Origin of the sequence: Halomonas sp. AOP13-D3-9 (genome assembly GCF_052379125.1) — a bacterium.
Classification (GTDB): Bacteria; Pseudomonadota; Gammaproteobacteria; order Pseudomonadales; family Halomonadaceae; genus Vreelandella.
Genome location: NZ_JBQSYH010000027.1, coordinates 37644 through 59224 on the forward strand (window position 1 = coordinate 37644; position 21581 = coordinate 59224).

32 protein-coding genes are annotated in these 21581 nt (G+C 51.3%); 21 read left to right on the forward strand and 11 right to left on the reverse strand.

Going from position 1 to position 21581, the window contains the following annotated elements; translation table 11 throughout:
• The first annotated feature begins 119 nt into the window (after positions 1 to 119).
• Positions 120 to 374, forward strand: coding sequence for a hypothetical protein (locus tag ACT3UM_RS22780; RefSeq protein WP_144815801.1), 255 nt, complete (start codon positions 120 to 122; stop codon positions 372 to 374).
• Between the two features lie 257 nt (positions 375 to 631).
• Here ACT3UM_RS22780 and ACT3UM_RS22785 read toward each other — a convergent pair whose 3' ends face one another.
• From ACT3UM_RS22785 to ACT3UM_RS22815, 7 genes are all read right to left on the reverse strand, one after another.
• Positions 632 to 904, reverse strand: a complete 273-nt coding sequence (locus ACT3UM_RS22785; RefSeq protein ID WP_498902306.1) for a hypothetical protein — start codon at positions 902 to 904, stop codon at positions 632 to 634.
• Between the two features lie 15 nt (positions 905 to 919).
• The gene (locus tag ACT3UM_RS22790) at positions 920 to 1153 is read right to left on the reverse strand and encodes a hypothetical protein (protein WP_498902307.1); all 234 of its coding nucleotides are present in this window, start codon (positions 1151 to 1153) and stop codon (positions 920 to 922) included.
• A gap of 242 nt (positions 1154 to 1395) precedes the next feature.
• A complete protein-coding gene (locus tag ACT3UM_RS22795) occupies positions 1396 to 1608 on the reverse strand; it encodes a hypothetical protein (protein ID WP_498902308.1) in 213 nt (70 codons plus the stop codon).
• A gap of 77 nt (positions 1609 to 1685) precedes the next feature.
• A complete protein-coding gene (locus ACT3UM_RS22800) occupies positions 1686 to 2036 on the reverse strand; it encodes a hypothetical protein (RefSeq protein ID WP_498902309.1) in 351 nt (116 codons plus the stop codon).
• Positions 2037 to 2059: 23 nt separating this feature from the next.
• Positions 2060 to 2332, reverse strand: coding sequence for a hypothetical protein (locus tag ACT3UM_RS22805; protein ID WP_342583308.1), 273 nt, complete (start codon positions 2330 to 2332; stop codon positions 2060 to 2062).
• Between the two features lie 18 nt (positions 2333 to 2350).
• Complete coding sequence (locus ACT3UM_RS22810; RefSeq protein ID WP_342583307.1) at positions 2351 to 2698, reverse strand: type II toxin-antitoxin system ChpB family toxin; 348 nt, start codon at positions 2696 to 2698, stop codon at positions 2351 to 2353.
• On the reverse strand, positions 2695 to 2949 hold the full coding sequence (locus tag ACT3UM_RS22815; RefSeq protein WP_342583306.1) for an AbrB/MazE/SpoVT family DNA-binding domain-containing protein: 255 nt from the start codon (positions 2947 to 2949) through the stop codon (positions 2695 to 2697). Before ACT3UM_RS22815 ends, ACT3UM_RS22810 begins: the two co-directional genes overlap by 4 nt.
• A gap of 156 nt (positions 2950 to 3105) precedes the next feature.
• On the opposite strand from ACT3UM_RS22815, the gene ACT3UM_RS22820 reads away from it, so the two are divergent.
• Positions 3106 to 3381 carry a hypothetical protein gene (locus tag ACT3UM_RS22820; protein ID WP_342583305.1) on the forward strand — a complete coding sequence of 92 codons (276 nt, stop codon included), beginning with the start codon at positions 3106 to 3108 and terminating at the stop codon, positions 3379 to 3381.
• Between the two features lie 243 nt (positions 3382 to 3624).
• Here the strand turns inward: ACT3UM_RS22820 and ACT3UM_RS22825 are convergent, their stop codons facing one another.
• A complete protein-coding gene (locus tag ACT3UM_RS22825; RefSeq protein ID WP_498902310.1) occupies positions 3625 to 4467 on the reverse strand; it encodes a hypothetical protein in 843 nt (280 codons plus the stop codon).
• Positions 4468 to 4608: 141 nt separating this feature from the next.
• Here ACT3UM_RS22825 and ACT3UM_RS22830 point away from each other — a divergent pair, with 141 nt between their 5' ends.
• The 17 genes from ACT3UM_RS22830 (at position 4609) to ACT3UM_RS22910 (ending at position 16594) form a co-directional block, all read left to right on the forward strand.
• Positions 4609 to 4965: a hypothetical protein gene (locus ACT3UM_RS22830; protein ID WP_498902311.1), complete on the forward strand. Its 357-nt coding sequence runs from the start codon at positions 4609 to 4611 to the stop codon at positions 4963 to 4965.
• Positions 4958 to 5368 (forward strand): DUF6573 family protein, encoded by a 411-nt coding sequence (locus tag ACT3UM_RS22835; RefSeq protein WP_498902312.1) that lies wholly within the window; start codon positions 4958 to 4960, stop codon positions 5366 to 5368. Before ACT3UM_RS22830 ends, ACT3UM_RS22835 begins: the two co-directional genes overlap by 8 nt.
• A 142-nt stretch (positions 5369 to 5510) precedes the next feature.
• Positions 5511 to 5999 carry a hypothetical protein gene (locus tag ACT3UM_RS22840; protein WP_498902313.1) on the forward strand — a complete coding sequence of 163 codons (489 nt, stop codon included), beginning with the start codon at positions 5511 to 5513 and terminating at the stop codon, positions 5997 to 5999.
• 139 nt (positions 6000 to 6138) lie between these two features.
• Positions 6139 to 6729 carry a DUF6927 domain-containing protein gene (locus ACT3UM_RS22845; RefSeq protein WP_498902314.1) on the forward strand — a complete coding sequence of 197 codons (591 nt, stop codon included), beginning with the start codon at positions 6139 to 6141 and terminating at the stop codon, positions 6727 to 6729.
• A 183-nt stretch (positions 6730 to 6912) separates the two neighbouring features.
• Complete coding sequence (locus tag ACT3UM_RS22850; protein WP_498902315.1) at positions 6913 to 7491, forward strand: hypothetical protein; 579 nt, start codon at positions 6913 to 6915, stop codon at positions 7489 to 7491.
• Between the two features lie 103 nt (positions 7492 to 7594).
• Complete coding sequence (locus ACT3UM_RS22855) at positions 7595 to 8827, forward strand: hypothetical protein (protein WP_498902316.1); 1233 nt, start codon at positions 7595 to 7597, stop codon at positions 8825 to 8827.
• 199 nt (positions 8828 to 9026) lie between these two features.
• Positions 9027 to 9488: a hypothetical protein gene (locus tag ACT3UM_RS22860; protein WP_498902317.1), complete on the forward strand. Its 462-nt coding sequence runs from the start codon at positions 9027 to 9029 to the stop codon at positions 9486 to 9488.
• Positions 9489 to 9644: 156 nt separating this feature from the next.
• The gene (locus ACT3UM_RS22865) at positions 9645 to 9986 is read left to right on the forward strand and encodes a single-stranded DNA-binding protein (protein ID WP_144815750.1); all 342 of its coding nucleotides are present in this window, start codon (positions 9645 to 9647) and stop codon (positions 9984 to 9986) included.
• A gap of 64 nt (positions 9987 to 10050) precedes the next feature.
• Positions 10051 to 10614, forward strand: coding sequence for a hypothetical protein (locus tag ACT3UM_RS22870; protein WP_498902318.1), 564 nt, complete (start codon positions 10051 to 10053; stop codon positions 10612 to 10614).
• A gap of 94 nt (positions 10615 to 10708) precedes the next feature.
• Complete coding sequence (locus ACT3UM_RS22875) at positions 10709 to 11524, forward strand: thioredoxin fold domain-containing protein (protein ID WP_498902319.1); 816 nt, start codon at positions 10709 to 10711, stop codon at positions 11522 to 11524.
• 450 nt (positions 11525 to 11974) lie between these two features.
• Entirely contained in the window at positions 11975 to 12421 is a 447-nt protein-coding gene (locus tag ACT3UM_RS22880) for a hypothetical protein (protein WP_498902320.1), read from the forward strand.
• A 7-nt stretch (positions 12422 to 12428) separates the two neighbouring features.
• Positions 12429 to 12797: a hypothetical protein gene (locus tag ACT3UM_RS22885; protein ID WP_498902321.1), complete on the forward strand. Its 369-nt coding sequence runs from the start codon at positions 12429 to 12431 to the stop codon at positions 12795 to 12797.
• Positions 12798 to 12851: 54 nt separating this feature from the next.
• Positions 12852 to 13106 (forward strand): hypothetical protein, encoded by a 255-nt coding sequence (locus tag ACT3UM_RS22890; RefSeq protein ID WP_498902322.1) that lies wholly within the window; start codon positions 12852 to 12854, stop codon positions 13104 to 13106.
• A gap of 128 nt (positions 13107 to 13234) precedes the next feature.
• A complete protein-coding gene (locus ACT3UM_RS22895; protein WP_498902323.1) occupies positions 13235 to 14176 on the forward strand; it encodes a recombination-associated protein RdgC in 942 nt (313 codons plus the stop codon).
• Positions 14177 to 14371: 195 nt separating this feature from the next.
• Positions 14372 to 15148, forward strand: coding sequence for a ParA family protein (locus ACT3UM_RS22900; protein ID WP_144815725.1), 777 nt, complete (start codon positions 14372 to 14374; stop codon positions 15146 to 15148).
• 1 nt (position 15149) lies between these two features.
• Positions 15150 to 16319: a ParB/RepB/Spo0J family partition protein gene (locus ACT3UM_RS22905; RefSeq protein WP_498902324.1), complete on the forward strand. Its 1170-nt coding sequence runs from the start codon at positions 15150 to 15152 to the stop codon at positions 16317 to 16319.
• 5 nt (positions 16320 to 16324) lie between these two features.
• Positions 16325 to 16594: a helix-turn-helix domain-containing protein gene (locus ACT3UM_RS22910; protein ID WP_498902325.1), complete on the forward strand. Its 270-nt coding sequence runs from the start codon at positions 16325 to 16327 to the stop codon at positions 16592 to 16594.
• A 47-nt stretch (positions 16595 to 16641) separates the two neighbouring features.
• Here the strand turns inward: ACT3UM_RS22910 and ACT3UM_RS22915 are convergent, their stop codons facing one another.
• From ACT3UM_RS22915 to ACT3UM_RS22925, 3 genes are read right to left on the reverse strand one after another with little or no spacing between them, the layout of a single operon-like run.
• Positions 16642 to 17007: a hypothetical protein gene (locus tag ACT3UM_RS22915; protein ID WP_498902326.1), complete on the reverse strand. Its 366-nt coding sequence runs from the start codon at positions 17005 to 17007 to the stop codon at positions 16642 to 16644.
• Positions 17004 to 17960: a tyrosine-type recombinase/integrase gene (locus ACT3UM_RS22920; RefSeq protein WP_498902327.1), complete on the reverse strand. Its 957-nt coding sequence runs from the start codon at positions 17958 to 17960 to the stop codon at positions 17004 to 17006. Before ACT3UM_RS22920 ends, ACT3UM_RS22915 begins: the two co-directional genes overlap by 4 nt.
• On the reverse strand, positions 17953 to 18276 hold the full coding sequence (locus ACT3UM_RS22925; RefSeq protein ID WP_498902328.1) for a hypothetical protein: 324 nt from the start codon (positions 18274 to 18276) through the stop codon (positions 17953 to 17955). The genes ACT3UM_RS22920 and ACT3UM_RS22925 overlap by 8 nt, the downstream gene beginning before the upstream one ends.
• 642 nt (positions 18277 to 18918) lie before the next feature.
• Between ACT3UM_RS22925 and ACT3UM_RS22930 the strand changes: the two genes are divergently transcribed.
• Both ACT3UM_RS22930 and ACT3UM_RS22935 read left to right on the forward strand, forming a co-directional pair.
• Positions 18919 to 19296 carry a histone-like nucleoid-structuring protein, MvaT/MvaU family gene (locus ACT3UM_RS22930; RefSeq protein WP_498902329.1) on the forward strand — a complete coding sequence of 126 codons (378 nt, stop codon included), beginning with the start codon at positions 18919 to 18921 and terminating at the stop codon, positions 19294 to 19296.
• A gap of 12 nt (positions 19297 to 19308) precedes the next feature.
• Complete coding sequence (locus tag ACT3UM_RS22935; protein WP_498902330.1) at positions 19309 to 20340, forward strand: plasmid replication protein; 1032 nt, start codon at positions 19309 to 19311, stop codon at positions 20338 to 20340.
• Positions 20341 to 21581 lie beyond the last annotated feature (1241 nt).

Genomic DNA, 21581 nt, shown 5'->3' on the forward strand with positions numbered 1-21581 from the left:
ATCAGGATGGAAGGCTGCCTATCGACAAAGCCTCCAACCCGTAACTGAGGTTACTTTTTCAGTCACACCGCCCCCTACCTCTCCTTGAGACCTGACATACCGGGAATGAGGAGAGAGGAATGAAAAACCATGATGAAGTGCTGATCGTTCGCGGCGATGCTGAGCTTCGTTGCTACTGGCGAGCGATGGAGGGTCAGCCTTTTGCAGATGTTGACCCTGCGGACTTTGGGATTGAGCGGCGAAAAGCGAAGGTAACGTTCCTTTCGCGGGACTGGCCCTACGCTGCCTCAGTCAGGCTATCAATCGATGGTAAGCGGCGAACCTACCCTGTAAGACATGGGCTATACGGTCTTGTGGTTCGTCCAGATCGTTGACTTCACGCCTCCTTCAGCTCTGCTGTGGGAGGTTTCTCATGCTTTTTTAAAAATCGGTATCAATTGGATTCTTTGGGTCGCGCCTCGTCCACGTTAGTGATGGCCTATTCTTAAACTCATCAGGTTTTATCTTTTTCCCAGCTTTCCAACTGGAAGCCTTTCGCCCATCTTTAACGATAAAAAATAGAAGTAATGAGCCAATACATACGAACAATAATTCTTTCATTTTATCTACCCAAAACGTCTAGCTAGTGCCATTAATCGACCCAGCGGTCGTTAAGCGGTTTATGCTCGGGATTGGCCTTGTCAATGGCAGCGCCAATAGCAGCATAAGCGTGCTGGTACTTGGTGTAAGTCTTGCCACTTGAGTAGTAAAGGTTAAAGTCCAGTTCGCTGCGCACAACAGCTAGAAGCGTCTCTGGCTCACCGTCGCGTGTTATGACATCGATCGCGTCTGTGACTGATTCGTCCTCGATTCTTGACGCTATTACATTTGCGAACATTTCTGCGTCGTGCCTGATTTTGCTCATTGAATGGCTTTTCCTTTAACTCTTAGCTTGCTCGGCCTGTTGCGTAATCACATCGATCCATAACGCCAGATCCTTAGCAGCGGCTGCCTCATCAGCTACGCGCTTCTTATAGCCGTTCTTGGAGCCACGCTTGTCTTCGGGAGTTTCTAGAGCTTTATAGTAGGCCTCACGGAAGCGCTTTACTAAACGCTGGGCATCCCGATCCAGAACTATAGTGAGCCTATCTGGCGGTTCAACGCTGCTGGTCATTAGATTTCCTATAACTTATTCATTTAATTAACATACCCAGCCATTGCTTACCCTGGCGCTGCCAAACCAGCAATATTATTCCTGCGGCAATATTCAGCGTAGCGAAAACCACATTAGCTCATTTAGCAATGCATCGGGCGACTTAACAGAAAGAAACAGTCCGAAAGCAATGGCTAAGGCACCTACTTTTAATGTTGCGACCTTGGGTACACGATCTACCATAAATCTGCTTTACCTATTGCTCAATAATCTAAAGCGTGGCGCTGCATCAATACAGACGTAGCGGAGCGTTGAGGCTCAACAATATAGTCAAGCAAATGTTCGGCTTCTTCGTCCGCTACTTCGTTATACGCTTCTGCGGGGGTAATACCGTATTGAAAGGCAATAGATTCGAGTATTGCCTGCTTAGTTGCAGCATCAACGACTGACAAAAATTTTGAGTTGAGGTTAGACATTGAGTATTCCGCGTTGGTTGCTTTCGGGGGCAGCCCCAGGCGAGCCGCTAGAGAAGGCCCTGTAAGGGGCTTTTACTTTAACTTTTCATTGCTTTATCTAGCGTGTAGCCGAGTCCAGCTAATACTGCCCCAAAAACCAAAAGGCCCACACCGACATAGCCGCCATAACCGAATAGAGTCGCTAAATTAAACGGCTCTTTAAAAACATCATTTTCTGACGTACCTATAACACTGAGTGCTCCAAAAACCATTAGGTAGAAAATGGCGAAGCAGACAAATAGTTTCCCCATTACTTTAGGTGGGTTTTCCCACATGGCTTCTCGCAAACTCTCGGCTTTTTTTGTTAAAGCGCTAATAATTAGAAGAGCAACAAAAAGCCCAAATACTAAGGCAATAATGCCAAAGAAAATCACTAAAATTGTGTTCATACGTAACACCTGCTTTTTCTTGATCAGTTTTGGGCTTTCTGTGACCGATTAAGCGCGCAGCTTCTAACATGGGGATGCTGATCGTTCAGCAGGGCATCGCGTGCCCCCTGGTCGCAAATGCTCCAATGTTCCATTGCCACGGTGAAGCGCCCAAGCCGGTCCAATTCAGGAAGGTCATTAACCTTGATAGAGCCAGTGCTTGCCACTGCTTGCACTACCGCCGCACGTTTCGCGTAGACGGCTTCCCAATCTTTGTGATCACTAGCATTTGCAGCCATCGTTTCAAGCATATTCATCGCCGTGGATTCCTACTTTTATTCAAAGAGTGTTTGAACACGCGCTAATACGTCTTCAATGATGTAATCAGGGACGGCCTCAACCTTGCGCGCTCCGCGTGCCTCCAGATCCAGGCTTCTGAGTTGATTAACTAGAACAACGCCTTGTGTCTTGGTGCCTGATCCAGTTAGCGGCACTGCAAAGCCCGCATGTCGCGCAAAATTGCCACCCTGGGTAATCGGTGCGATGACAACAGTACCAAACTGATTAAAGGCGGCAGGAGTTAAGACGAACGCAGGCCGAAAATCGCCCTGCTGCTCCCTTCCTTCGGTTGGGTTAAGATTCACTCGCACTATGTCACCGCGCTTAAACTTTGCTCGGCTCATTCCTCGCGCCCCACTGGCTTCATGTTATGCCAAGCAGAAAGCTCTTCCGGTTCTGGTGCATTGGGATCGCATTGATCCAACAGCTCTTGGAGCGAGTATTTCGGTTTTGACAGGATTGGTTTTAGGACAAACTTAGTAGTGCCCTGCTCAACCTCAAGCGAGTCGCCATCGCTTAAACCATATTTACGCAGTAGATCAACTGGCAGCCGCACCGCCGCGCTGTTGCCCCATTTCTGAATTTTGAGTTCCATGTTTTCTTCCTCAATCGTGTATCTACACTGTAGACACATCAATAAGAAATTGCAAGATTAGTAGATACATTGTTTCTACAATACCGTTTGAGTGTCACCCTGCCCCCTATCCCCTCATGAGACCTGCAATTCAGCAGGAATGAGAGGAGTAGGATCATGAACAAGAAGTTTCAGCAATGGGTCGCTACCGTGCGACGAAGGATGCAGGATGGCCAGCCTCTGATGGGGCCGGACAGCCTGCAGGCACTGACAGACGATGTACGAAAGCTTGGTCTTGGCGCCATGGGTGCCGGTGTACTGGGTTTCTTCGCGCCCACCGAGAAAATTACTTTTGGGGCATCAGTTGCCTTGTTTTTCGTAGGTGCTATCATTTGGGTAACAGGTATTGCGCTTCTCGCAAGATTCGAGCGCAACAGTGCAGAAAAGGATTGAATCTATGAGCCCTTTTGGATGGATAGTTACAGCTTTTGCAGTCTTTATGGCGGCCGTGAGTTTATTCACGTTCGTTCAAATTGAGCGCAGCAAGCACCATCACCATCAGAACGGCAGCAGCAGTTAGCTGAATTCTGGCGATTGTCATTCTCGTCAGTACAAGAGACATTGATCTCACATTCAACAAGCTCTTCCTTCGCGAAGAGCTTTTTTATTTCCGGTTACCTGAAGCTGCCGGATAGTTCAGCTAACCACTTCCTTGGCAAGGGAAAAGGCCACTGCCGCCACTGCTAAGCAGCCCCATGCCAGAGGGTTGGTAAGTAGGCGACATGCCGCATAGCGGTAAGGATGAGCTTCGATGCGGTCTATCGTGGTCTGGCGGTTTGCTGCCATTCGCTTGATCTTAGTTAGTTGCCCTTCCTGCTCTTCTAGCTGGCGCTGCTGTTCAACGAGCCAGTCACTCGCATTCATCTCTTGGATATTCAATCGCCAAGCACGCTCGGCTTCTTCAGTGGTCAGGTCGTTAGCCAGCATATGTTGAGAACGAGCGGTGATACTTGATTCGGTTTCACTAGGGACGAATTCAATGCCGAACTGTTCATAGAATCGATTGCGCCTTGGCACATTCATCCCGTCCCATGCGCCGGGCTTTTCGTCCTCCCAAGAGAGCTTTATTTGCATGACCTCTGCGGTTGGCCACTGTTTTGCCCACGCGACAATCTCTGTCATCAGGTAGGTGCCAATACGATTCCCAAGGAGCCCGCTTAAACGCATACGCACATCCCCGCCGCTGCGGCACTCCCCGTCAGTTAGCTTGACCCTTTCAGCGTTTCCAAAACCAGCCTGCGAGTAACAAGCTGCCCAGCAAAATTCATTGCTTCCATGTGGCCGCTGGCTATCGATACGCTTGACTCGAAGCGTCAGCCTAACGCTCTGGCCAATGGGTTGCTCTATGCGCTGGATCATCAAGATGGCGTCTGGGGAGTCACTGTTGGGGGTGTCTCGGTGGCGAACCTGGATAACACGCAGGTTCTCCCGCTGCGCTTCCTCTATTGTGCTGTCCTGGACTGTAGCGTTACCTACCATGGGCATCTCCTGAATTGGTTGTTTCGCATGCGAAACAGATGGATTGCTACAAATACCATATTTTCCAACGTCAGCAACGCCCCTATCTCTTCTTGAGACCTGCTTTGCAGGAATGTGAGAGAGAGAAGAGAGAGAATCCCAATGGAAACATTTGGCGAGCGTTTGGAAACGATCATCTACAGCCGTCGCGGCGGTAACTTCGGCGAATACCTAGGCGTTGAAGGTTCGAGTCGAAGGGTGCGAATGAGCAATCAGGTGTTTAAGGTTCGCTCATGCGTTGAAGTGGATGCTGACTGGATGTGGGAGGTTACGCACGAAGCAAGCGGCTTGTCTGAGCGCTCTAATGAGCGCTGGGGGCTATGCTTTGCTGCTGATCGCCTGGCTCGCGTTGTTAAACGTGAGGGCGCCTGGAAGTTGCCGATTTGGCCGGAAAGTACACCGATCCCAATGGCTGCATTATTGGCGTCACGCCAACAGGGGGCTACTACTCATGTTTGATGAAATTGACATGATCCATAGCTATTCCCGTGCGGATGCCATCGAAGATGGCAATTTGGTAGATGTCAGCGAAAGTGCTAAGCACGCTGCCGGCAACTTGATGGGCTTTAAGGTGCCTGTTGCCATGACTTCTGCAGCGTGGGAGGTGTTAGTGGCGTGGCATGACAGTGCAAACCCACAAGACGCGCTTATAGCAGAAAAGAAGCGGCTAGATGATGTATTGCTTGTCGCTCATGAAGCTGCTGCGAGAGAGCGCAACGAGAGCTGTATCAACTTCATTGTTGATGTGATGGAGCAAGAGGAATCTGGTCCAGTCGTTGTGCCCAAAGATGTCGTTATGATCATCGGGCCCGGGGATACTCCCGAGCCGGTCATAACGATCATTCTACCCGAGGAGGACTGACGCGATCGCGCAGTAACCACTCCTCATTCTAAGCCCCCAGTCAGCATTGTGCTGCCTGGGGGTTTTCTATGCCTAGCGCCTGGGTCATGCTTTGTTGGCTTTGGAGCAAACAACTCGGCAGCTTAGCCATTAAAGGATAAAAATGACGACACAGAGACCTTTGCCGCCCGTCCCAGAAGGCATTTCAGCGTATTTTTTTATGCGCATGTGTACAGATGCATTTTGCGAGGATGGAAGCGAGTGGTATGACTTCCAATCACTGGACAACTTGCCGCCGTATAGCTGCAAATACGAGCTGGACATAGACAATCCAATTTCGTTTCGCCGCCCACCTGGCACAGACGATTTCCATGTCATCGAGCTACCATTGCGCTCGGCACTCGAGACCATGGAAGAGGGAGATCAGTATTCATTGAACCCGGCAAGATGGAATAAGGTGGCGCGAGACCTCTCAGAGGGCTGGTGTTACCACCCCTGGATGTCCGCTGTGCCTGGTGGCCGCCCAACGCTGCAGGATGGGCGTCATCGCATCGTATCTATGATGAAGCTGCTGGGGATGGTTTCCGCGCCTTTCATTGTCGAGCCAGAGCATGTTGCTGCTGTCAAAGCATGGCCAGCGTTTCAGCTCTAGCAAGTCTACTTGGCCCTTCGTGGCTAAGTGGCCAAGCGACCCGGCCGCTATGTTTCGCATACGTAACACTTTCTGTCAGAACCAGCCCTATCTCCTCATGAGACCTGCAATTCCGCAGGAATGAGAGAGGAGAAAGATCATGGGTACAACGAGCATACGGATGCCGTCTGACCGTAAAGCCTTCTTGGACGAGGAATACACCAAGAAGGATCATTCTGTCGAAGTGCTGAAGTCGAGCTTCGTGGGCTCTACCTACTACGCTGCGATCAAAATCCAGCAGGCGGGAAAAGCCCCGGATCAAGCGGCAATTGAGTACACGATAGCGGCGGTCGTCAAGACAAGTTGTTCGCAGGGTGAGTTTTTCTACAAGTCGATGGATGAAACGATGGGGCCATACTTTACACAGTGCCCTGCATCCATTCTCAAACTGCTAACCCCTCTTGAGGAGCTTGAGCAGCTAGGGGTAGTGATGGGACTCAGCCTGTCGTATGCCAGCGAATGGCGTGATAAATGCCTAAAGCATGCTGAATCGAAGAAGAAGCGTGCGCGCCTGAAAAATGGCGATCGCATAAAGCTGCCGTACCCAGTACGGTTCGATGGAGGCCTAGAGTGCGACACGTGCACCAAGGTGGACTTGCCGCGCAAACGCAATGTATTTAGGCCAGAAGGCTCATCCAGATTGGTAAGGCTTCGTGCCAGCAATCTGAATGACGCCGTAGTGCTCGCATAGTATTTCAAGCCCCCTCTGCTGTTCTCAGCATGGGGCTTTTTCACGCTGGCGCCAGCCGCGCTATACCACCTGACACACAATCCCCTATCACTTCCTGAGGCCTAGGCCGCGTTCGTATCCGCCTCATGAAAGCCCCCTGTTCCCCCCGATACTGAAACTCACCTTTGCCCCATGGAGGCCGTTATGTCTGCACTAACGCATGAAGACCACTTGTTTCTTCGACAGCTGCAGAAAAGAATCGCTGCCAGTTCCGCCAGTTACTTTGATAAAACGTTCGGCACCAATGTACTGCCGGCTACTGGCGCGTCGATCACCATTGAGGGTGAGGTTCAGATGGATATGTACGATCACGCGCCAGGACTCGCCTTCTTTGAGAGGGAATCCTCGCGACATGTGGCTGTTCCTCCATTCACGGAGTATCACAAACTGCGCGAGTTGGCTGACGTTGGCTTTGCTGAATATTTCCAAGCGTGGCTTGATGCTGAAGATGTATATGAGGGTTTGTTCAGGCCTATAAGCATGCGTATCTGCAATAGTGATGGCGCAGTCATTGATCTTTACGAACGGGGGCGCTGGATCGAAGACACCATTCCCCCTGACCAATGGGAAGACACCGAGGTCCAGATTGCGGAGCTGGATCGCGAAGGGAGTATTCAATCAGGATGGGACAACTTTTCGACAGCCCGAGGCTTGCACCGGGATGCCTCTCGACTACGGCTATTGCTGAGCCTTTCCCGGCATAGGGCTAGAAATGCCGCGTGACCCCTTCAAAGAGGCAGTTGCATAAGGACACCCTACGGTCATTCATTCCCCTACCTCCTCTTGAGACCTGCAATTACGCAGGAATGAGAGAGGAGTGAGAATCATGACGACACAGGCAGACAAGATCACCTGCTGGATACCGAAGTGCCACCTTCCCGCTCTGCGGGTAAAGGTAGAACGACTCGATCGTAAGGCAAAGAAACTCGGCATGGCGCCCTTCGAGATCAACGTTCTGGAAGAGGGTGTAAAGCCTTGGACTCGTGAGACGGTGGATCTCGAGGATCGACTATCGCAGTTTAGGGTGGAGCATATCGTTGCAGTAAAAGTCTCGATTAGTGGTGAACCTCCGAAGCTAAATGGGTATCGTTTGCTGGCGCGAATCGACATGGCAGCGAACCAGGCAGCACGGGTCACCCCCTTGGAGTGGGCATATAGCCGATTGCCTGAGCCATACAGATCAGGCGACGCCACGGGCGACTGCAGCCACTGCAAAAAACGGCGTGAGCGGCGTTATCTCTTTCTGATGGAAGAGATGGCAACTGGCGTGGTCCTCGAGGTCGGAAAGACATGCCTCAAGGACTATATTGGCCATCAGGGCGCTGAGTCTATGATGGCCCATGCTCAATTACTGGTCTCTGTTATCAATATGATGGAAGAGATCGATGAGGTTGGCTTGAGCGGTGGTCGCCCGCCAGAGGCTGTTGTCGAGCTGCGATGGCTAGTGGCCGCGGCAGTAAGGCAGATTCGGGAGCGAGGCTTCGTGTCTCGTGCTCGAGCAGAGGAAACCGGCGACCTGGCCACTGCAGAGATCGTTGGTGAAATGGCTCGTTCAGCCCCGATGGTCAGCAAGGGGATGAGGGCGTTTGTCTCTGAGGACGTGGCGCGGGCAGACGCGGTGATAGCGTGGGCGCGGGAAGTGCTCCCTCTGCAGGCTGAGCTAAATGATTTCGAGACGATGATTGTTCATCATGCTCGATTCGATATGGTCGGCCTTAAACGCGGTGCTGGTGTTATGACAGCGGCTGTCACTGCCTACGATCGATATGAGGAGTCAGCAGTAACCGGTGAGTCTATGAAGGCTCTTGGCTATGCTGGTGATCCAGGCGATCAATTAGAGATGGAAGTAGTGCGCAAGCGGTCCTTATCTTCAGATACGAAATGGGGGCTTATGTGGAAACACATCTTCTGCGACCTCGAAGGCAGGTACATTGTCTGGAAGACAGGCAAAGCCATAGAGGAGAAAAAGGTTTTATTGAAGGGGCGTGTTAAGAAACACGACGAGTACCGGGGGATTCCCCAGACTGTCGTGACACGCTGCTCAATTAGACCTGCATGATTCACTAGCCCCTGAACCTTTCGGTCAGGGGCTTTTTTATGCTGGCGCTGGCCCTCTCTTACCCCCGTAGCAGACTACCCCTACAGCCTGATGTTCCGCATGCGAAACATTTCACAGGCGCTCCAGCTGTCCACTTGTGGCAGTCCCCGCCCTATCTCCTTTTGAGACCTGCATCGCAGGAATGAGAGGAGAGAGCGACATGAATATTGAGCTGATTGTAAATCAAGAGGATGCCATAGCTTTTGGTCGTGAGTTCGGCGGGCTGCAAATAGATGACCTCAGTGCTGATCAGGTGGCGTTTGCCATCGACTCAGCGCAAGGCTCACGTTTCATCTTGCCTCGTCAGGCCGGTCGCCGCTGGCGCCAGCCAACGCCACGTCAAATGGCGGACTTGGGAACCGATGCGAATGTGGCATTCGAGGTCTTCTCGCTCGATGAGCTGGAGGGCTTTGCGTTCTCGGCTGAGGATGGAACCGTCATCCAGGTCCGCCGCCCTGATCGCGAATTACATCGACAAAGCACCTTGCAGGCCATTGAGAGTGCCGATGATATGTTCGTGGTGAGCTTCACCAAGAGAGCATTCGGTAACTTCCTTCTTAACCTGGCGCACTGGAGTTTCCTCCAGCCCAGGGCAAGAATCGTTCGTCACCTCCCGCGGTGACACTTTCAAAGCCTCCTCGACTTTTCTGAGTCAGGGGGTTTTTTCATGCGTAATGAAAAAAAAAGGACTGGCAGGCTTCTTAGTGTCAGTAGCGCCCCTATCCCCCAACGAGACCCATTTCGTTGGGAATGTGAGAGAGAGAGAGGAGATTTGAGCATGTGGGGACAGACTCTACAGATTGGTCACATTGGTGAGCCCGAAGTGCGGACCAACGGCAATGGCAAAATATACGTTCGGTTCGGTATCAACATGGCCAAGAAGGCTGGCGACGAACCGATGTGGCTTAACTGCATTCTTGGCGGCCGCTTTGCCGAGGTGATGAAAGATCGTTTAAAGCGCGGTCAATTGGTCTTTGTCGAAGGCGAGTTGTCCTTTCGCAAGGCAGATAACGGCCCCGTGTACACCAACCTAATGGTGGATACTTGCCGCATTCTCCGTGAGCCGCGTAGCGCTGGTGCTGCCGGTAATGGAGACGAAGGAGGGGAATTTCCCTTTTGATGTTCTATTCACAGCCCCTGGATTATTCCTGGGGCTTTTTCATGCGTAGACGATAGGTAGGCACATGAGTGAGACAGACCAGAAAATCAGATCCCGTTCTCAGCATCCCTTGGAGAGGGTGCTGCCCTTGGTTGGCGGCGTGCTGGGCGCGATGGCGTTCGCTATAACCGTCATTCCCATAGACCTCCCATGGGCCTCGTCAAACGCTGGAACACCGACCGTGGTGACCTTCGACACCGCCAAATACGTTAATGCCAGACGTGCTGTAGCTAGTGAACTACTTGGTGACGCCGAAACGCGGGATTCAGCCGTTTCCACTTTCGCTCGTGTCGATAATGGCGTTCGCCCAGCGATCCTAGAGGCTGCAAATGGCTCCATCGTCATCGTCCGCCAAGCATCAGTCTTGGACGGCACCATACCCGATATAACTGACACTGTTCTGGATGGCTTAGGTCTGCCAACAGACGCCCCCACGATTGAGACAAGTCTTGATCGTCAAGGAGACACCACTTATAGCGCCTCAAGTCTCTATGAAGAGGCTCGTGAGCTGGTCAGCCGTGCCAACCAGCAGGCGCGTGAGCGTTCCGCTTCGCAGAGCGAGGCGGGAATTGAAGAGCTGCTGCCCTAAGCAGCAGATGACGAGAACCTTATGTGGCCATGCTCAGCATGGCGAAGACTACGCCAGTGTAGCTGGCGATTAACCTTGCTCAAGGAGCTTATTGATGAAAAACCTTACTTTGATCGCTTCCGCCGTTGTTGTTGCCTCTGCTCTCATCTCCGGCACAACTACTGCCAATGACGACAATGCTGGCGCCAGCATGGAGCTTCCCAAGGCGGTGGCTGACCTGGGCATTCCCGGCGCCAAAGTAGATAAGACATTCGATACAGGACTGGACGGTATCAATGGCTGGGTCATTAGTGTGGAGAATGACACTAATGTGATTTATACCACTGACGATGGTAATCATGCCTTTATCGGCATGATCTTGGGAGAGGGCGGCGAAAACTTGACGCAGGCCCACATGGAACAACACATGGATGAGAGTCAGTTGGCCAATCTGCCGCAGCGCTCTGGCGCCAAGGACAATGGTTATTCAGAGGAGCAAGAAGCTGCAGCACTCGCGCAGGTTGAGGAAGAAGCCTTCTACGTTGAAGAAGGAACGGGTGACAAGGTTCTTTATGTTGTCTTCGATACGCAATGTGGTTACTGCCAGCAGATGTATCAGGCGTCTCGAGCGGTACTAGATGAAGTGACTATCCGCTGGGTTCCGGTGGGCTTCATGGGTGAGGGGTCGCTCCACCAGGCAGCACAAATTGTTGATGCAGAGAACCCTGTTGAAGTGCTGGCCACGTTTGAACGAGGGGGCAGTGTTTCCGGCTCCCCGAGCACCGAAGCAATGAATATCGTGACCGAGAACAGTAACTTGATCCAAAGCCTGGGTATCAAATCCACACCGAATACTATCTACAGGGATGAAAACGGCGAAGCACATATCAAGCGTGGTGCCCTTCGTGCAGCAGATATCCGAAACCTGTAACCTCACTGCAACTTGAATAATTGCGCCTTGGTTCCTTCGCAGGCAGCCAGGGCGCCCAGTTAGAGGGCTCCCCATGTCTCTTCAAGACGAACGCTCTGCAAGCCTTATGCGAAGAGTAATAGAAGGAATGTTTCCGCAGTTTGCCGTAAACCGCATATTCCCCCGTCAGCCACTCAAGGTAGGCCGTGGCAGCAGGGAGAAGATTGTTTACCCTTATCGGTGGCTACACCGGCCCTTGACGCTCGAGCAGGTGCGCTGGGTCGCTAACCGGGCAATTGACTATTGGTTCCGTTGGTTCATAGCGTTTGGCGCATCGCTTTTCCTCTCTGTAAAAATAGGCCCACCCTACGGGGCTTTCGTTCATTTGGGCTTTACGTTTTTTGCTGCCTGGACCCTTATAGTCGTGGCCGTGGCTGTTGGGCGAAATAGAAAGACGCCGAGGATAGATGCATGACACAAGGCAACGAGCATTGGCTCGTTTCTGTTGGACGGGTTTTGACTGGGCGGGGCAAGCAGTCGTTGAAGGCTAGCCAAGTCGATCCAGATGACCCCGCCATCACAAAGATGACGATTTCCCTAGCCCTGGATCTTCTGAACGAGGGGCGATCGCACGAACGTTTCTCACCCAAAGATAATGTCTCTTGGAAATGGGGAATGAAGAACAAGGCCGTACCACTGGATAGCCAAACCGCTGTGGTGCTGCAGGTCCGCGAAACTCCCATCACCGACAAAACCCAGTCACCATCATCCACGTATTACGCAGAGCCTTTGGATGTGCTGGTAGGGATGTATACACACGAGGGCATTTTCAGAGAGCTATGGATCGATGGGCGGCGTTTATGCTTGGTCACCGATCATCGTAAAAGAGGCCCAAACAGAAGCTCTCATGATAAGTAGGTGAAGAATGATTGAATCGAAGACCTCTGCACGATCGTCACCAATGTTCGATGAAATGCTGACGATCGTAGCGCAAAACCAGCTGGGTTTAGATGGGAGCTACACAGTATTTGCGGTCGAGACAGATCAGATAGATGAGATCAATCTCAAGATGATCGAAGGCCTGGAAGACCTTCACCTTCATTGCTTCACCGTAAAGCTCCCTCCAGGCTTCGCGAGGGTTAGCCTTGCTCCCCGCGTCGGAGAACACTGGCGTATGGAGGATGCGGTACATGGTGTCGTGGACTACGGGCATTCAGCGCGAGAGGCCATAAGCGCCGCCTGCGCCGGCGGCAGTAGGCGAATATACATCCCTTCAGCTAGTGGCAAGCACTAATTGAGCCGTTTTACAGAATCAATAATATAAATCATCGTCCAGTATAGATATAATATGAACAGTGATGAAATCCTACTGAGCCAGTTGCATGAGCTACCCCTTACCAAAGAAGACCAGCGCTTTATCCTGCATTGTCTGCGCGTGGGTGGCGTTGTCGACCACTCATCTGTACTGGCGACGTACCAAACGTGCTGGCTTACTGCGGCAGAGTCTGCCAGCAGCCCTCAACGAGATAACGCGGGGAGGAGGGCAGCCAATACCTTTCTACGTGAAGCCCTGGGCGTTGAAGCTCCTGCCACTGCAAGGTAACAGAGCAGTCATCCGCTCATTGGGGTAGCTAGGGAGGGGAGGGAGGTTTATACCGTTATCCATAATGCCCACACCTACAAATGACAGCCTGCCCCCTACCTAATAGAAATATCCAAAAGGGCTTCATAATGTTTGATAACGCACTCCTATATCGTGCTCACAGCCCAGTTCCTGGGCCTGACGAGATGACAGGTCTCATTCAAGAGCATCTTTTCCGAAGCTGCGCACCAATAGAAGCTAAAAGAGTAGGGTGGTCAACAGTATGTGGTGATGTGCTGGCGTACAGCATGCAGTCTCAATACCTCATTCTTCGCTTTCGCCGGCAGGAGCGACTACTCCCAGCTTCAGCGGTCAAAGAGCTTGTGGAAGAAAGGGCGGCTGAAATGGAGAAAGCCTCAGGAAGTCCGCTGCGTCGAGCGGAGAAAAAGTTGCTCAAAGAGCAGATATACGAAGAGCTACTTCCCACCGCACTGAAGCGAACCGGGCACTTCCTGGTGGCCATCGACACAAAGCGGAGCTGGATACTCGTTGACACTGCAAGCCGAAAGAAAGCCGAAGAGGCGCTTGACCTACTGCGCATGACGCTAGGCTCGCTCAAGGTGACCCCGCTGGCAACTCGCCATCGCGCAACGGGTTTGATGACTCGCTGGCTGTCCACGCCTTCTGAGCGTGCTGATGGCTGGGCCCTTGGGGAGTCCTGTCAGCTTGAATCACCTTCTGGCAATGAGGGTGTGATCAAAGCCGCAGAGGTCGATCTCGATAGTGAAGAAATACTGCAACACCTTGAGGGTGGCCGAATTTGCTCTGCTCTTGCGATTACTAGGACTGGTCAGCTGGCGCTGCAGCTTCAGGATGACCTGGCTCTCAAAAAGATACAGTACGACGATGCACTGCTAGAGCAAGGCGAGCCGGGTGATGACGAAGCATCCAAGTTTGATGTCGATGCCCATATTCACATCCCAGCTCTTGTGGCCGTTGCCGAAGAGCTAATCACGCTTCTGGGCGGTGAAGAAATTCCAGTGCTGGAGGATGCCCCGGAGAAACCCGCCCAGGCACCTGAAGCTGCCTAACGTCATTCTTTTCCCTGCATTTAGGCCTGGCAATGTCCAGGCCTTTTTTATGCGCCTGATAGAGCGGTTTATACTATTTGCCGTATCATTTTATGTGGATTATCATGTTTCGCATGCGTAACTTGGCAGGGATCGCCACCGTTTTCACAAGGATATTCTCAACCTGTCAATTCCAGGTCGGCTACCGGGAACACCATGACCAAAATTATCAGTTTCTCCAATCAGAAAGGCGGGGTCGGAAAATCGACCATTTGTCTTCAAGCTGTCTTCTATCTCGTGGAGGCGGGCTATCGCGTGCTAGCAGTTGACTTCGACCCTCAGGGCAACACCTCTAGCCGGTTGAGCCAGAGCGATGAGGCAACCTATACAGGCACTCCATCGGTCAGGCTGTTCGATGAGAACATGCATGAAATCAAGCCGATGAAATGCGTGAGAGGAATGGATCTGATCTGGACCACCAAAAACGATCCAGAGCTATCCGAGATTGAGTCCCTACCGCTGAACTGTGTAGTGAACCCAATCACAAATCTCAAGGCTAGCGGCATACTAGACAACTACGATTATGTGCTGGTCGACTGTCCCCCTAGTCTGGGCCGTAAGCTGGTTGCTGCCCTCACCATGTCCACCCATGTCATTTGTCCGGTGCAAGTGAGTGGTTTTGCACTGGATGGTGTAGAGGGTCTGCTGAATACGATCATAAGCGTTCAGGAGGAGCTGAATCCCGCGTTGGAAAATACCGGGATGGTGATCAATAACCTCAAGCGCGGCTTCGAGGAGGATATGATCACGCGGGATGAGCTTCGCAAGGCGGTGCCGGATTTGGTCTACAAGTCTGAAATTGGCGTTCGAGGCCAACTCGACGTGGCCAACCTTAACGGCGTGCCCGTTTGGAGCATAAAAAAGACATCGGCACGAGAGGCAGGCAAAGAGATCCGTGCAGTGATCGAAGAACTCATGGAAAAGGTGGGCTGACATGGCATTAGGACAACTAGACAACCTGCAAAGCCTCTCACGCCGCTCTAAAGGCGCCAAAGAAGTATTGGTGCTGGATACAGCAGATGTGGTGCCGAAAGATGGGCAGGTTCGCGTGAAATTCGCCGGTATTGAGGAGCTAGCTGACTCTATAAAGTCGCATGGCCAGGAACAGCCGATCATCGTATATCCCAAGGATGCCAATGGTAAATATCGGATTCAGAAAGGTGAACGCCGCTGGCGTGCCTGTAAACAGGCCGGCGTACCCGTAGAGGCAATCGTCAACAAAAAGGACCAGGACGAGCTGGACGAGACAGCTGGAGAGCTGATCGAAAACATCCAGCGTGAGAACCTGACCCCGATGGAAATAGCCAAGGGGATTCAAAAATTCATTGATGAGGACTGGAAGGCCGTTGATGTGGCTAAGCGTCTAGGCAAGTCACGTGGCTTCATCTCACAGCACCTTTCCCTGCTCAAGCTCCCGGAGTGCGTTCAGAAACTTTATGAGGAAGAGGTCACGGCTGATCCAGAATCCTTGAATTCGCTTAGGCAGATATATCAGATTGCTCCAGAGAAGGCAGAACGCATTTGCGAAAAGGCATTGGTAGACGGCATAAGCCGAAAAGCATGCCGTGAGCTACTGAAACAGGCGAAGAATGGCACCCTGGCTGAAGACCCAGTAACAACCCCCATAGAGCCCCAGGGGGCGCCAGCAGCTCAAGGGACGCACGATGACCAGCCACCGCTGAGCGGGCTCGACTCGACCCCCGCGGCGCCGCAGTCGGGCGAGGGTGGCACAACTGCAGGCAGCCAGTCAGCAGAGTCAACACATACTCCCAAGGACGACAGCCCAACTCCTGGTAAGGGGGATGTTGCACCGATAGAGCCACAGGCACCAAAACCGATCGCTAACAAAGAGCAGCCCATACCCAAGGAGACGGTTGGCGCAAAGTCGGAAGCCCCAGCGCCAGTTATGGCAAAGGAGCCTGCCAGGGCTCGGATTGTGGTAAGCGTCAAAGTTAAGGGCGCATGGAGTAGCGGATTGCTCCAGACTGACCGCATCGATCACGAGCCAGGCTATTGCTGGGTCCGGCTCGATAATGATGAAATGCACACGCTTAGAGTAAGTGTCTCGGACGTTAAACTACTTGGCGTCGAGGGTGAGGACTGACCTCTATGCCGAGCTTATCGCGTGACACACAGCGAAAATACGACATCATCCGTGCCATTGACCACATGGATCGCCCGAGCCTTCAGGACATTGCTGAAGCTACGAATATCCCGGCCGGTACGGTTAAGCGTCAGCTGACCTCGATCCGGGAAGAGTTAAAGGTGAAGATCCTCTTCATTCGTGACCCTAGCTCCCCAGAAGGTGCCATGGGCTATTACTCCCTTGAAAGCTGGGGAATTCTGGACCCTGCCTCCTTCTACAAGCACTTTGGTTAGTGACATTGCAGCAATCAAGGGAGCCCATTAACGGGCTCCCTTTTTTATTAGGAAAATCCTTCACCATGGACGTTACAATAGCCTCCATTCATCGCTAACCAGCGGTCTGGAGAGCCTACAAGATGCCCATCTACAACGGCATTGCGACACCGCCTTCCTCTGGCTGTCAGATTTCCACACTGGGCCATGTACCCAGCTGCATGCCAGGCGATGTAGTCATCGCGGCTGACACCATAGACGCTGGCAAAAGCCGTTGGCGGATCGCTCCAGAACATCTCGAGCTGACCTGGCGTTAGCGTCACGGTAACCATCCCAGCTGGGCCATCGTGGCTGGCGGTGAACCCTATGCCACTATCAGCCAGGCGCTGGATGACTTCACTAACTTTGGGTGATGCCTTGGTTTGCTGTGTCATATCGCTTTCATCGCCTCCTCTAGGCGCCTTTCAGCGCTTCGGTCATAACGTTGTGTAGTGGCTAGATTGCTATGCCCTAAAGCGTACTGCACAGTGAGAACGTCAACGCCTCGATCCAGCATGTTAGTGGCGAATGTGCGTCGGAAGTCATGTGGTGCGCATACCTCGATTCCTGCCTGAGCGGCCCTCTCTTTGATGATGAAGTACACGGCCTGATCAGTTATGCGTGCGTCAGTGATAATCCCGTGGCGGCGCACCCTGGGGAACAATGGGCCGGTATCACGCCCTAGTTTACTTTGCCATGCCACGACCCTCTGAAAAGTATCCTTGGCCATGAATATGATACGTTCTTTATTCCCTTTGCCTACGATCCTGATCGATTGCCGGCCGTGGTCAATCATCTCTAGGTCTATCGATACAGATTCCGAACGACGCAACCCTGTATTGACCAACAAATTAAGCAACACTGCATCACGCTCACCTTTTGGAGTCTCGTCTGTTTCGCATGCGGAACAAAGGGCACTGATCGTGGCATCATCCAGGTGAACACCCTTAGGCAGCCTCGACCCTTTAACCGACTTGAGATCGTTTATCTGTTGGTAACTTTCACTATCCATACCCCCGGCAACCCAAGCCTCCCGGGCCACACCTTTCATTGCGGAGAGAGATGTGTTGATGGTTGCGGGAGCCTTATCTAGCTCGCTCAACAGCTCGATTATCGATCGCACATGCTCACGTCGAAGCTGATGCCACGGACAGGTTTTGATGTCGTGGCCACCGCTAAGATGGGCAATATTCAGAAGGTGCGATCGCATTGTTACCCTACTTCGGCGAGAGCCTAAGCCCATAAGGTAGGACAGCGCTGGGTTTCCTTTCGCCTCTGTCAGAGCATCCGGTGCAACCGCAAGGTTCCCAGTGGCGGCGGGAGGGATGATCGTCAGTGAGTCAGCCATTCCCGAGACTCCCTTCTGCGGTAGCAACCTGTTGCTGCAAATGATCAGCCTGATCATCTGAACACGCAACAATATCAATCAGATCCCCGGCCACATGCACAAGCTCGTGAAAGCCTAGTGAGCCAGGTGCCGACTCAACGTAGACTCGCTGGCGCCGCAGTCCACCCGGGAGGGTTAAGCTCATGTGCTCGAGCACTGCATCGGCGTCCTCTAGGACGCTGACTATTTCGCCCGTGTCACGGACAATGGCCATAAAGTCATTGGTAGTGAGAACAGCATATCCTGCGCGAGGTGGCATAATTAAGTGATCGAACATCCATAAGCTCCAATGTGGTTGTGATTCTTTCCCTGGTCAGGGCTGCCCCTAACTTCCGACAAAGCTGAGCCCTGATGCAAAATGGTGAAGGCCTCTTGCAGACGGCAGGTGCATGGCGCGAACCCTTTGAACTAAACGTTCCCATCCGGTGCCATTCTGGTCAAAAACCAGTACGAGCGGGTCGGTGACAAGTGAGTTGCTGTATGCGGTCTGCCAGATCATTCAGCTCATCCTCATGGTTGGCTTGAATTCCGACTTTTGACCATCTCCACCCTTCTCTACTTTCTTAAATAACTATTTTAATAAGTAGAGAGACCAAGCGCCAGCCCAACGGTGTGATAACGAGGTAATTTATGCTCACTCGCAAGAGGATGTTTTGACTACATGTTGCTGTTTTATATGTATAAAATGGCCTTAAATTGCATTTTCAGTCAGTCTGTACGCGAAATCTGTGCTTTTTAGAGGGGCATTCCCCCCAGATTTTACGAGATTGGCGCTTATTTATGCCTATGCGCCGACCTGGCCAGAGAAGCAGTGCGAAAGCCGATCAGCAATTGTCATCAATCGATATCGTTGACATGCAGCCAAGTAAGCCCCAAAATGTGCTTTGCACACTTTCTATCTGTCTGGCTTTGGATACACATGTCCCTATTGCGCGAATATCAACGGCTGCAGAAGCGATCTGATTCTCTTCGAGAGCAACTAAGATTGTTAGAGAGTCGAGAGGAATTTAAGCGTGAAAGCGTTTTTTTTAATAACTTAAAATCGCTTATGACTGCTTATAAAAAATCGGCCTTGGACGTTATAGCGATAATTGATACAGATAAAAGCACAAATACGCCCCCAGCTCGACGTAAGATCCGAAAGATAAAAGTATATCGCAATCCTCATAATGGCGAGATTGTCGAAACAAGAGGCGGCAATCATAAGACTTTGAGAGCCTGGAAGGATCAGTACGGTGCCGAGGACGTTGATTCTTGGCTTATCGAAGAGAAAAAGCAGGTTAATACTGTAGGCTGACAGAGGTTAGATATGGCCAGCGATAGCAATAAAGACAAGGACATACAAGCGGTTGCGGTTAATAAACCACCTCAGCTTGACCTGTTCAGCCTGAACGATAGTAGGGACAGAAACTATAGTAATAGCATCGACATCTATGATGCATTGCCCAAATACTCTTTGGAAAAGCGCCGGCGATTCACCGACCTTAACAGCGCCGTAAGAGAGCGCGAATGCCGTATTGGCGACCGCATTATAAAGGTTAAAGTTAAGCCAGCTATTATTGAGAATAAAAAAGGTAAACATGAGCTAGTTTACCCTGGTGAGCGAGAAGAGATTATAGAAGACGCTTTACGTAAGCTGGCAGTTAATGGCGGTAGCGTCATGATCGATGGTAAAGTAGGTGTGCTTTTTACTTTCTACGAGTTGCGTGCAGAGTTACGCCGGAATAAGCATGAGTTTAAACTTAGCGAGATAAAAGAGGCAATTCTTGTTTGTCGTGGCGCACAGCTTGAAACGGTCACAAATGATAATGAAACTGTTATTTCTTCAAGCTTTTTCCCGATGGTAGGCTTGACCACACGAAAAGACATTCAGATGCGAGAAGGTGATACTAAATGCTACGTACAGTTTAACCCTTTAGTAACAGAGAGCATTCTTAAACAAACTTTCCGCCTATATGACTATAGCACTTCGATGTCAATTAAGAGTCCTCTTGCTAGGTACATGCATAAGCGAATGAGTCACTACTGGAGCCAGGCGTCAGCCAAAGACCCCTATACCCCTCGCCTCGTTTCGTACCTTTCAGGCAGCCCCCGAGGGCTCTCTGATCGCATGGGGAGTAATGTGCGTGCCATGAAGATTGCTCTTGACGTTCTCGTTGAGCATGAGGTTATAGCTAGCTATAAAACAAAGCGCATTACAGAAGGCAAGAAGCTCATGGATGTATATTACACGATTTATCCTACGGATAAGTTTGTTAAAACTGTCAAGCGTGCAAATTATAAAAGCAACTCTATTCGGCTACAAAAAGACTTACATTCTATAAGTGAAAGTCCGCTGTAATATTTATTCCATTACTGAGTTTATGGCAATTCTGGGGCTTTAACTCAGTTAGCAGGCCTCTCCTTTAAGCGATGGAATGAAGCATGGTGATGTGTTTATTAACTGCGTAGGGGAATGCTGCACACATGGGCTGGTTGGGCTGTTTCTCGGCCGATCAAGCCCGCTAACTCTCCGAAGTCACCGCTACCTCTGCTAGATGACTTGTTGAAGCTATTGTCGAACTTGGAGCCGCTTTCAACGGCCGTCAACCTCAATCTCAACACTTATAACCAGGCAGCTTAGGGGGGAATGTTGTACAGTTGGCAGCCCTTCCTCCCTGATCGCGGCAGCAATATAGGTGGGAACGCTGCACAGTTGACGGCCCTTCCTTCCTGATCGCGGCAGCAATATAGGTGGGAACACTGCACAGTTGACGGCCCTTCCTCCTTGATCGCGGCAGCAATATAGGTGGGAACGCTGCACAGTTGACGGCCCTTCCTCTCTTATATCGACAGCAATATAGGTGGGAACGCTGCACCATTAGGCCTTCCCCCCACCCTATATAGCTCGCTTAACGTAACAAATACCGCCCCTTACCTGGCATGGTTTTTTATTGGGTATTAATCTGTTGGACTTGGAGACAAATCGTTTATATGGGCTCTTCAAAATGATAACGGTATATTAAGCCCAATATCATAGCAACGTATCCACATTTACTGTGGATAAACCTGTGGAAAAGTGCCATTTCTTAGGTGGGGATGTTGCACGCTTTCGGTGGGGATGATGCACAGGTTATTTTTTGACCACCAGTTCAAGCTATATTCGTAGGTGGGAACGTTGCACACTTTATACGAGTGGAATCGATGCAGCTCTGTCAACCCACTATTTTCAGAAACATCTAGGTGGGAATGCTGCACAGATGGCGTCGTAAAGGGGTGAAATGTGGACAAAAAGGCGATTTCTGTGGACATCACAAGGATAACTTGGGGCCCTAGGTGGGAATGTTGCATTGCAAGCGGTGGGGATGTTGCACAACAAGCGGTGGGGATGTTGCATCGGTTTTCGGAAGTTTATCCTGTTATTTCAAGCATCTAATACGTGATTGGTAGTCCGTAACCCTGTTTTACCCCTCCCCTAACCCTTATCCTTTATTATATTAACCAGCATGCTTTCCCGCCCTCATAAACATCGTCGCTCGGGACAGGGCAGCTGTTGAGGAGATTTACTATTCCAGGAGATGAGCCAGGTGAATGATAGCCCAT

What these genes read in the sequence shown, in the direction of transcription:
- ACT3UM_RS22890 (WP_498902322.1), top strand. Translation starts at nt 12,852, where the DNA reads ATGAACAGTGATGAAATCCTACTGAGCCAGTTGCATGAGCTACCCCTT.
- ACT3UM_RS22915 (WP_498902326.1), bottom strand. Translation starts at nt 17,007, where the DNA reads ATGACACAGCAAACCAAGGCATCACCCAAAGTTAGTGAAGTCATCCAG.
- ACT3UM_RS22865 (WP_144815750.1), top strand. Translation starts at nt 9,645, where the DNA reads ATGTGGGGACAGACTCTACAGATTGGTCACATTGGTGAGCCCGAAGTG.
- ACT3UM_RS22860 (WP_498902317.1), top strand. Translation starts at nt 9,027, where the DNA reads ATGAATATTGAGCTGATTGTAAATCAAGAGGATGCCATAGCTTTTGGT.
- ACT3UM_RS22830 (WP_498902311.1), top strand. Translation starts at nt 4,609, where the DNA reads ATGGAAACATTTGGCGAGCGTTTGGAAACGATCATCTACAGCCGTCGC.
- ACT3UM_RS22935 (WP_498902330.1), top strand. Translation starts at nt 19,309, where the DNA reads ATGGCCAGCGATAGCAATAAAGACAAGGACATACAAGCGGTTGCGGTT.
- ACT3UM_RS22835 (WP_498902312.1), top strand. Translation starts at nt 4,958, where the DNA reads ATGTTTGATGAAATTGACATGATCCATAGCTATTCCCGTGCGGATGCC.
- ACT3UM_RS22895 (WP_498902323.1), top strand. Translation starts at nt 13,235, where the DNA reads ATGTTTGATAACGCACTCCTATATCGTGCTCACAGCCCAGTTCCTGGG.
- ACT3UM_RS22900 (WP_144815725.1), top strand. Translation starts at nt 14,372, where the DNA reads ATGACCAAAATTATCAGTTTCTCCAATCAGAAAGGCGGGGTCGGAAAA.
- ACT3UM_RS22785 (WP_498902306.1), bottom strand. Translation starts at nt 904, where the DNA reads ATGAGCAAAATCAGGCACGACGCAGAAATGTTCGCAAATGTAATAGCG.
- ACT3UM_RS22800 (WP_498902309.1), bottom strand. Translation starts at nt 2,036, where the DNA reads ATGAACACAATTTTAGTGATTTTCTTTGGCATTATTGCCTTAGTATTT.
- ACT3UM_RS22910 (WP_498902325.1), top strand. Translation starts at nt 16,325, where the DNA reads ATGCCGAGCTTATCGCGTGACACACAGCGAAAATACGACATCATCCGT.
- ACT3UM_RS22805 (WP_342583308.1), bottom strand. Translation starts at nt 2,332, where the DNA reads ATGAATATGCTTGAAACGATGGCTGCAAATGCTAGTGATCACAAAGAT.
- ACT3UM_RS22845 (WP_498902314.1), top strand. Translation starts at nt 6,139, where the DNA reads ATGGGTACAACGAGCATACGGATGCCGTCTGACCGTAAAGCCTTCTTG.
- ACT3UM_RS22885 (WP_498902321.1), top strand. Translation starts at nt 12,429, where the DNA reads ATGATTGAATCGAAGACCTCTGCACGATCGTCACCAATGTTCGATGAA.
- ACT3UM_RS22825 (WP_498902310.1), bottom strand. Translation starts at nt 4,467, where the DNA reads ATGGTAGGTAACGCTACAGTCCAGGACAGCACAATAGAGGAAGCGCAG.
- ACT3UM_RS22880 (WP_498902320.1), top strand. Translation starts at nt 11,975, where the DNA reads ATGACACAAGGCAACGAGCATTGGCTCGTTTCTGTTGGACGGGTTTTG.
- ACT3UM_RS22920 (WP_498902327.1), bottom strand. Translation starts at nt 17,960, where the DNA reads ATGGCTGACTCACTGACGATCATCCCTCCCGCCGCCACTGGGAACCTT.
- ACT3UM_RS22930 (WP_498902329.1), top strand. Translation starts at nt 18,919, where the DNA reads ATGTCCCTATTGCGCGAATATCAACGGCTGCAGAAGCGATCTGATTCT.
- ACT3UM_RS22820 (WP_342583305.1), top strand. Translation starts at nt 3,106, where the DNA reads ATGAACAAGAAGTTTCAGCAATGGGTCGCTACCGTGCGACGAAGGATG.
- ACT3UM_RS22850 (WP_498902315.1), top strand. Translation starts at nt 6,913, where the DNA reads ATGTCTGCACTAACGCATGAAGACCACTTGTTTCTTCGACAGCTGCAG.
- ACT3UM_RS22925 (WP_498902328.1), bottom strand. Translation starts at nt 18,276, where the DNA reads ATGTTCGATCACTTAATTATGCCACCTCGCGCAGGATATGCTGTTCTC.
- ACT3UM_RS22815 (WP_342583306.1), bottom strand. Translation starts at nt 2,949, where the DNA reads ATGGAACTCAAAATTCAGAAATGGGGCAACAGCGCGGCGGTGCGGCTG.
- ACT3UM_RS22810 (WP_342583307.1), bottom strand. Translation starts at nt 2,698, where the DNA reads ATGAGCCGAGCAAAGTTTAAGCGCGGTGACATAGTGCGAGTGAATCTT.
- ACT3UM_RS22855 (WP_498902316.1), top strand. Translation starts at nt 7,595, where the DNA reads ATGACGACACAGGCAGACAAGATCACCTGCTGGATACCGAAGTGCCAC.
- ACT3UM_RS22875 (WP_498902319.1), top strand. Translation starts at nt 10,709, where the DNA reads ATGAAAAACCTTACTTTGATCGCTTCCGCCGTTGTTGTTGCCTCTGCT.
- ACT3UM_RS22780 (WP_144815801.1), top strand. Translation starts at nt 120, where the DNA reads ATGAAAAACCATGATGAAGTGCTGATCGTTCGCGGCGATGCTGAGCTT.
- ACT3UM_RS22840 (WP_498902313.1), top strand. Translation starts at nt 5,511, where the DNA reads ATGACGACACAGAGACCTTTGCCGCCCGTCCCAGAAGGCATTTCAGCG.
- ACT3UM_RS22870 (WP_498902318.1), top strand. Translation starts at nt 10,051, where the DNA reads ATGAGTGAGACAGACCAGAAAATCAGATCCCGTTCTCAGCATCCCTTG.
- ACT3UM_RS22790 (WP_498902307.1), bottom strand. Translation starts at nt 1,153, where the DNA reads ATGACCAGCAGCGTTGAACCGCCAGATAGGCTCACTATAGTTCTGGAT.
- ACT3UM_RS22795 (WP_498902308.1), bottom strand. Translation starts at nt 1,608, where the DNA reads ATGTCTAACCTCAACTCAAAATTTTTGTCAGTCGTTGATGCTGCAACT.
- ACT3UM_RS22905 (WP_498902324.1), top strand. Translation starts at nt 15,150, where the DNA reads ATGGCATTAGGACAACTAGACAACCTGCAAAGCCTCTCACGCCGCTCT.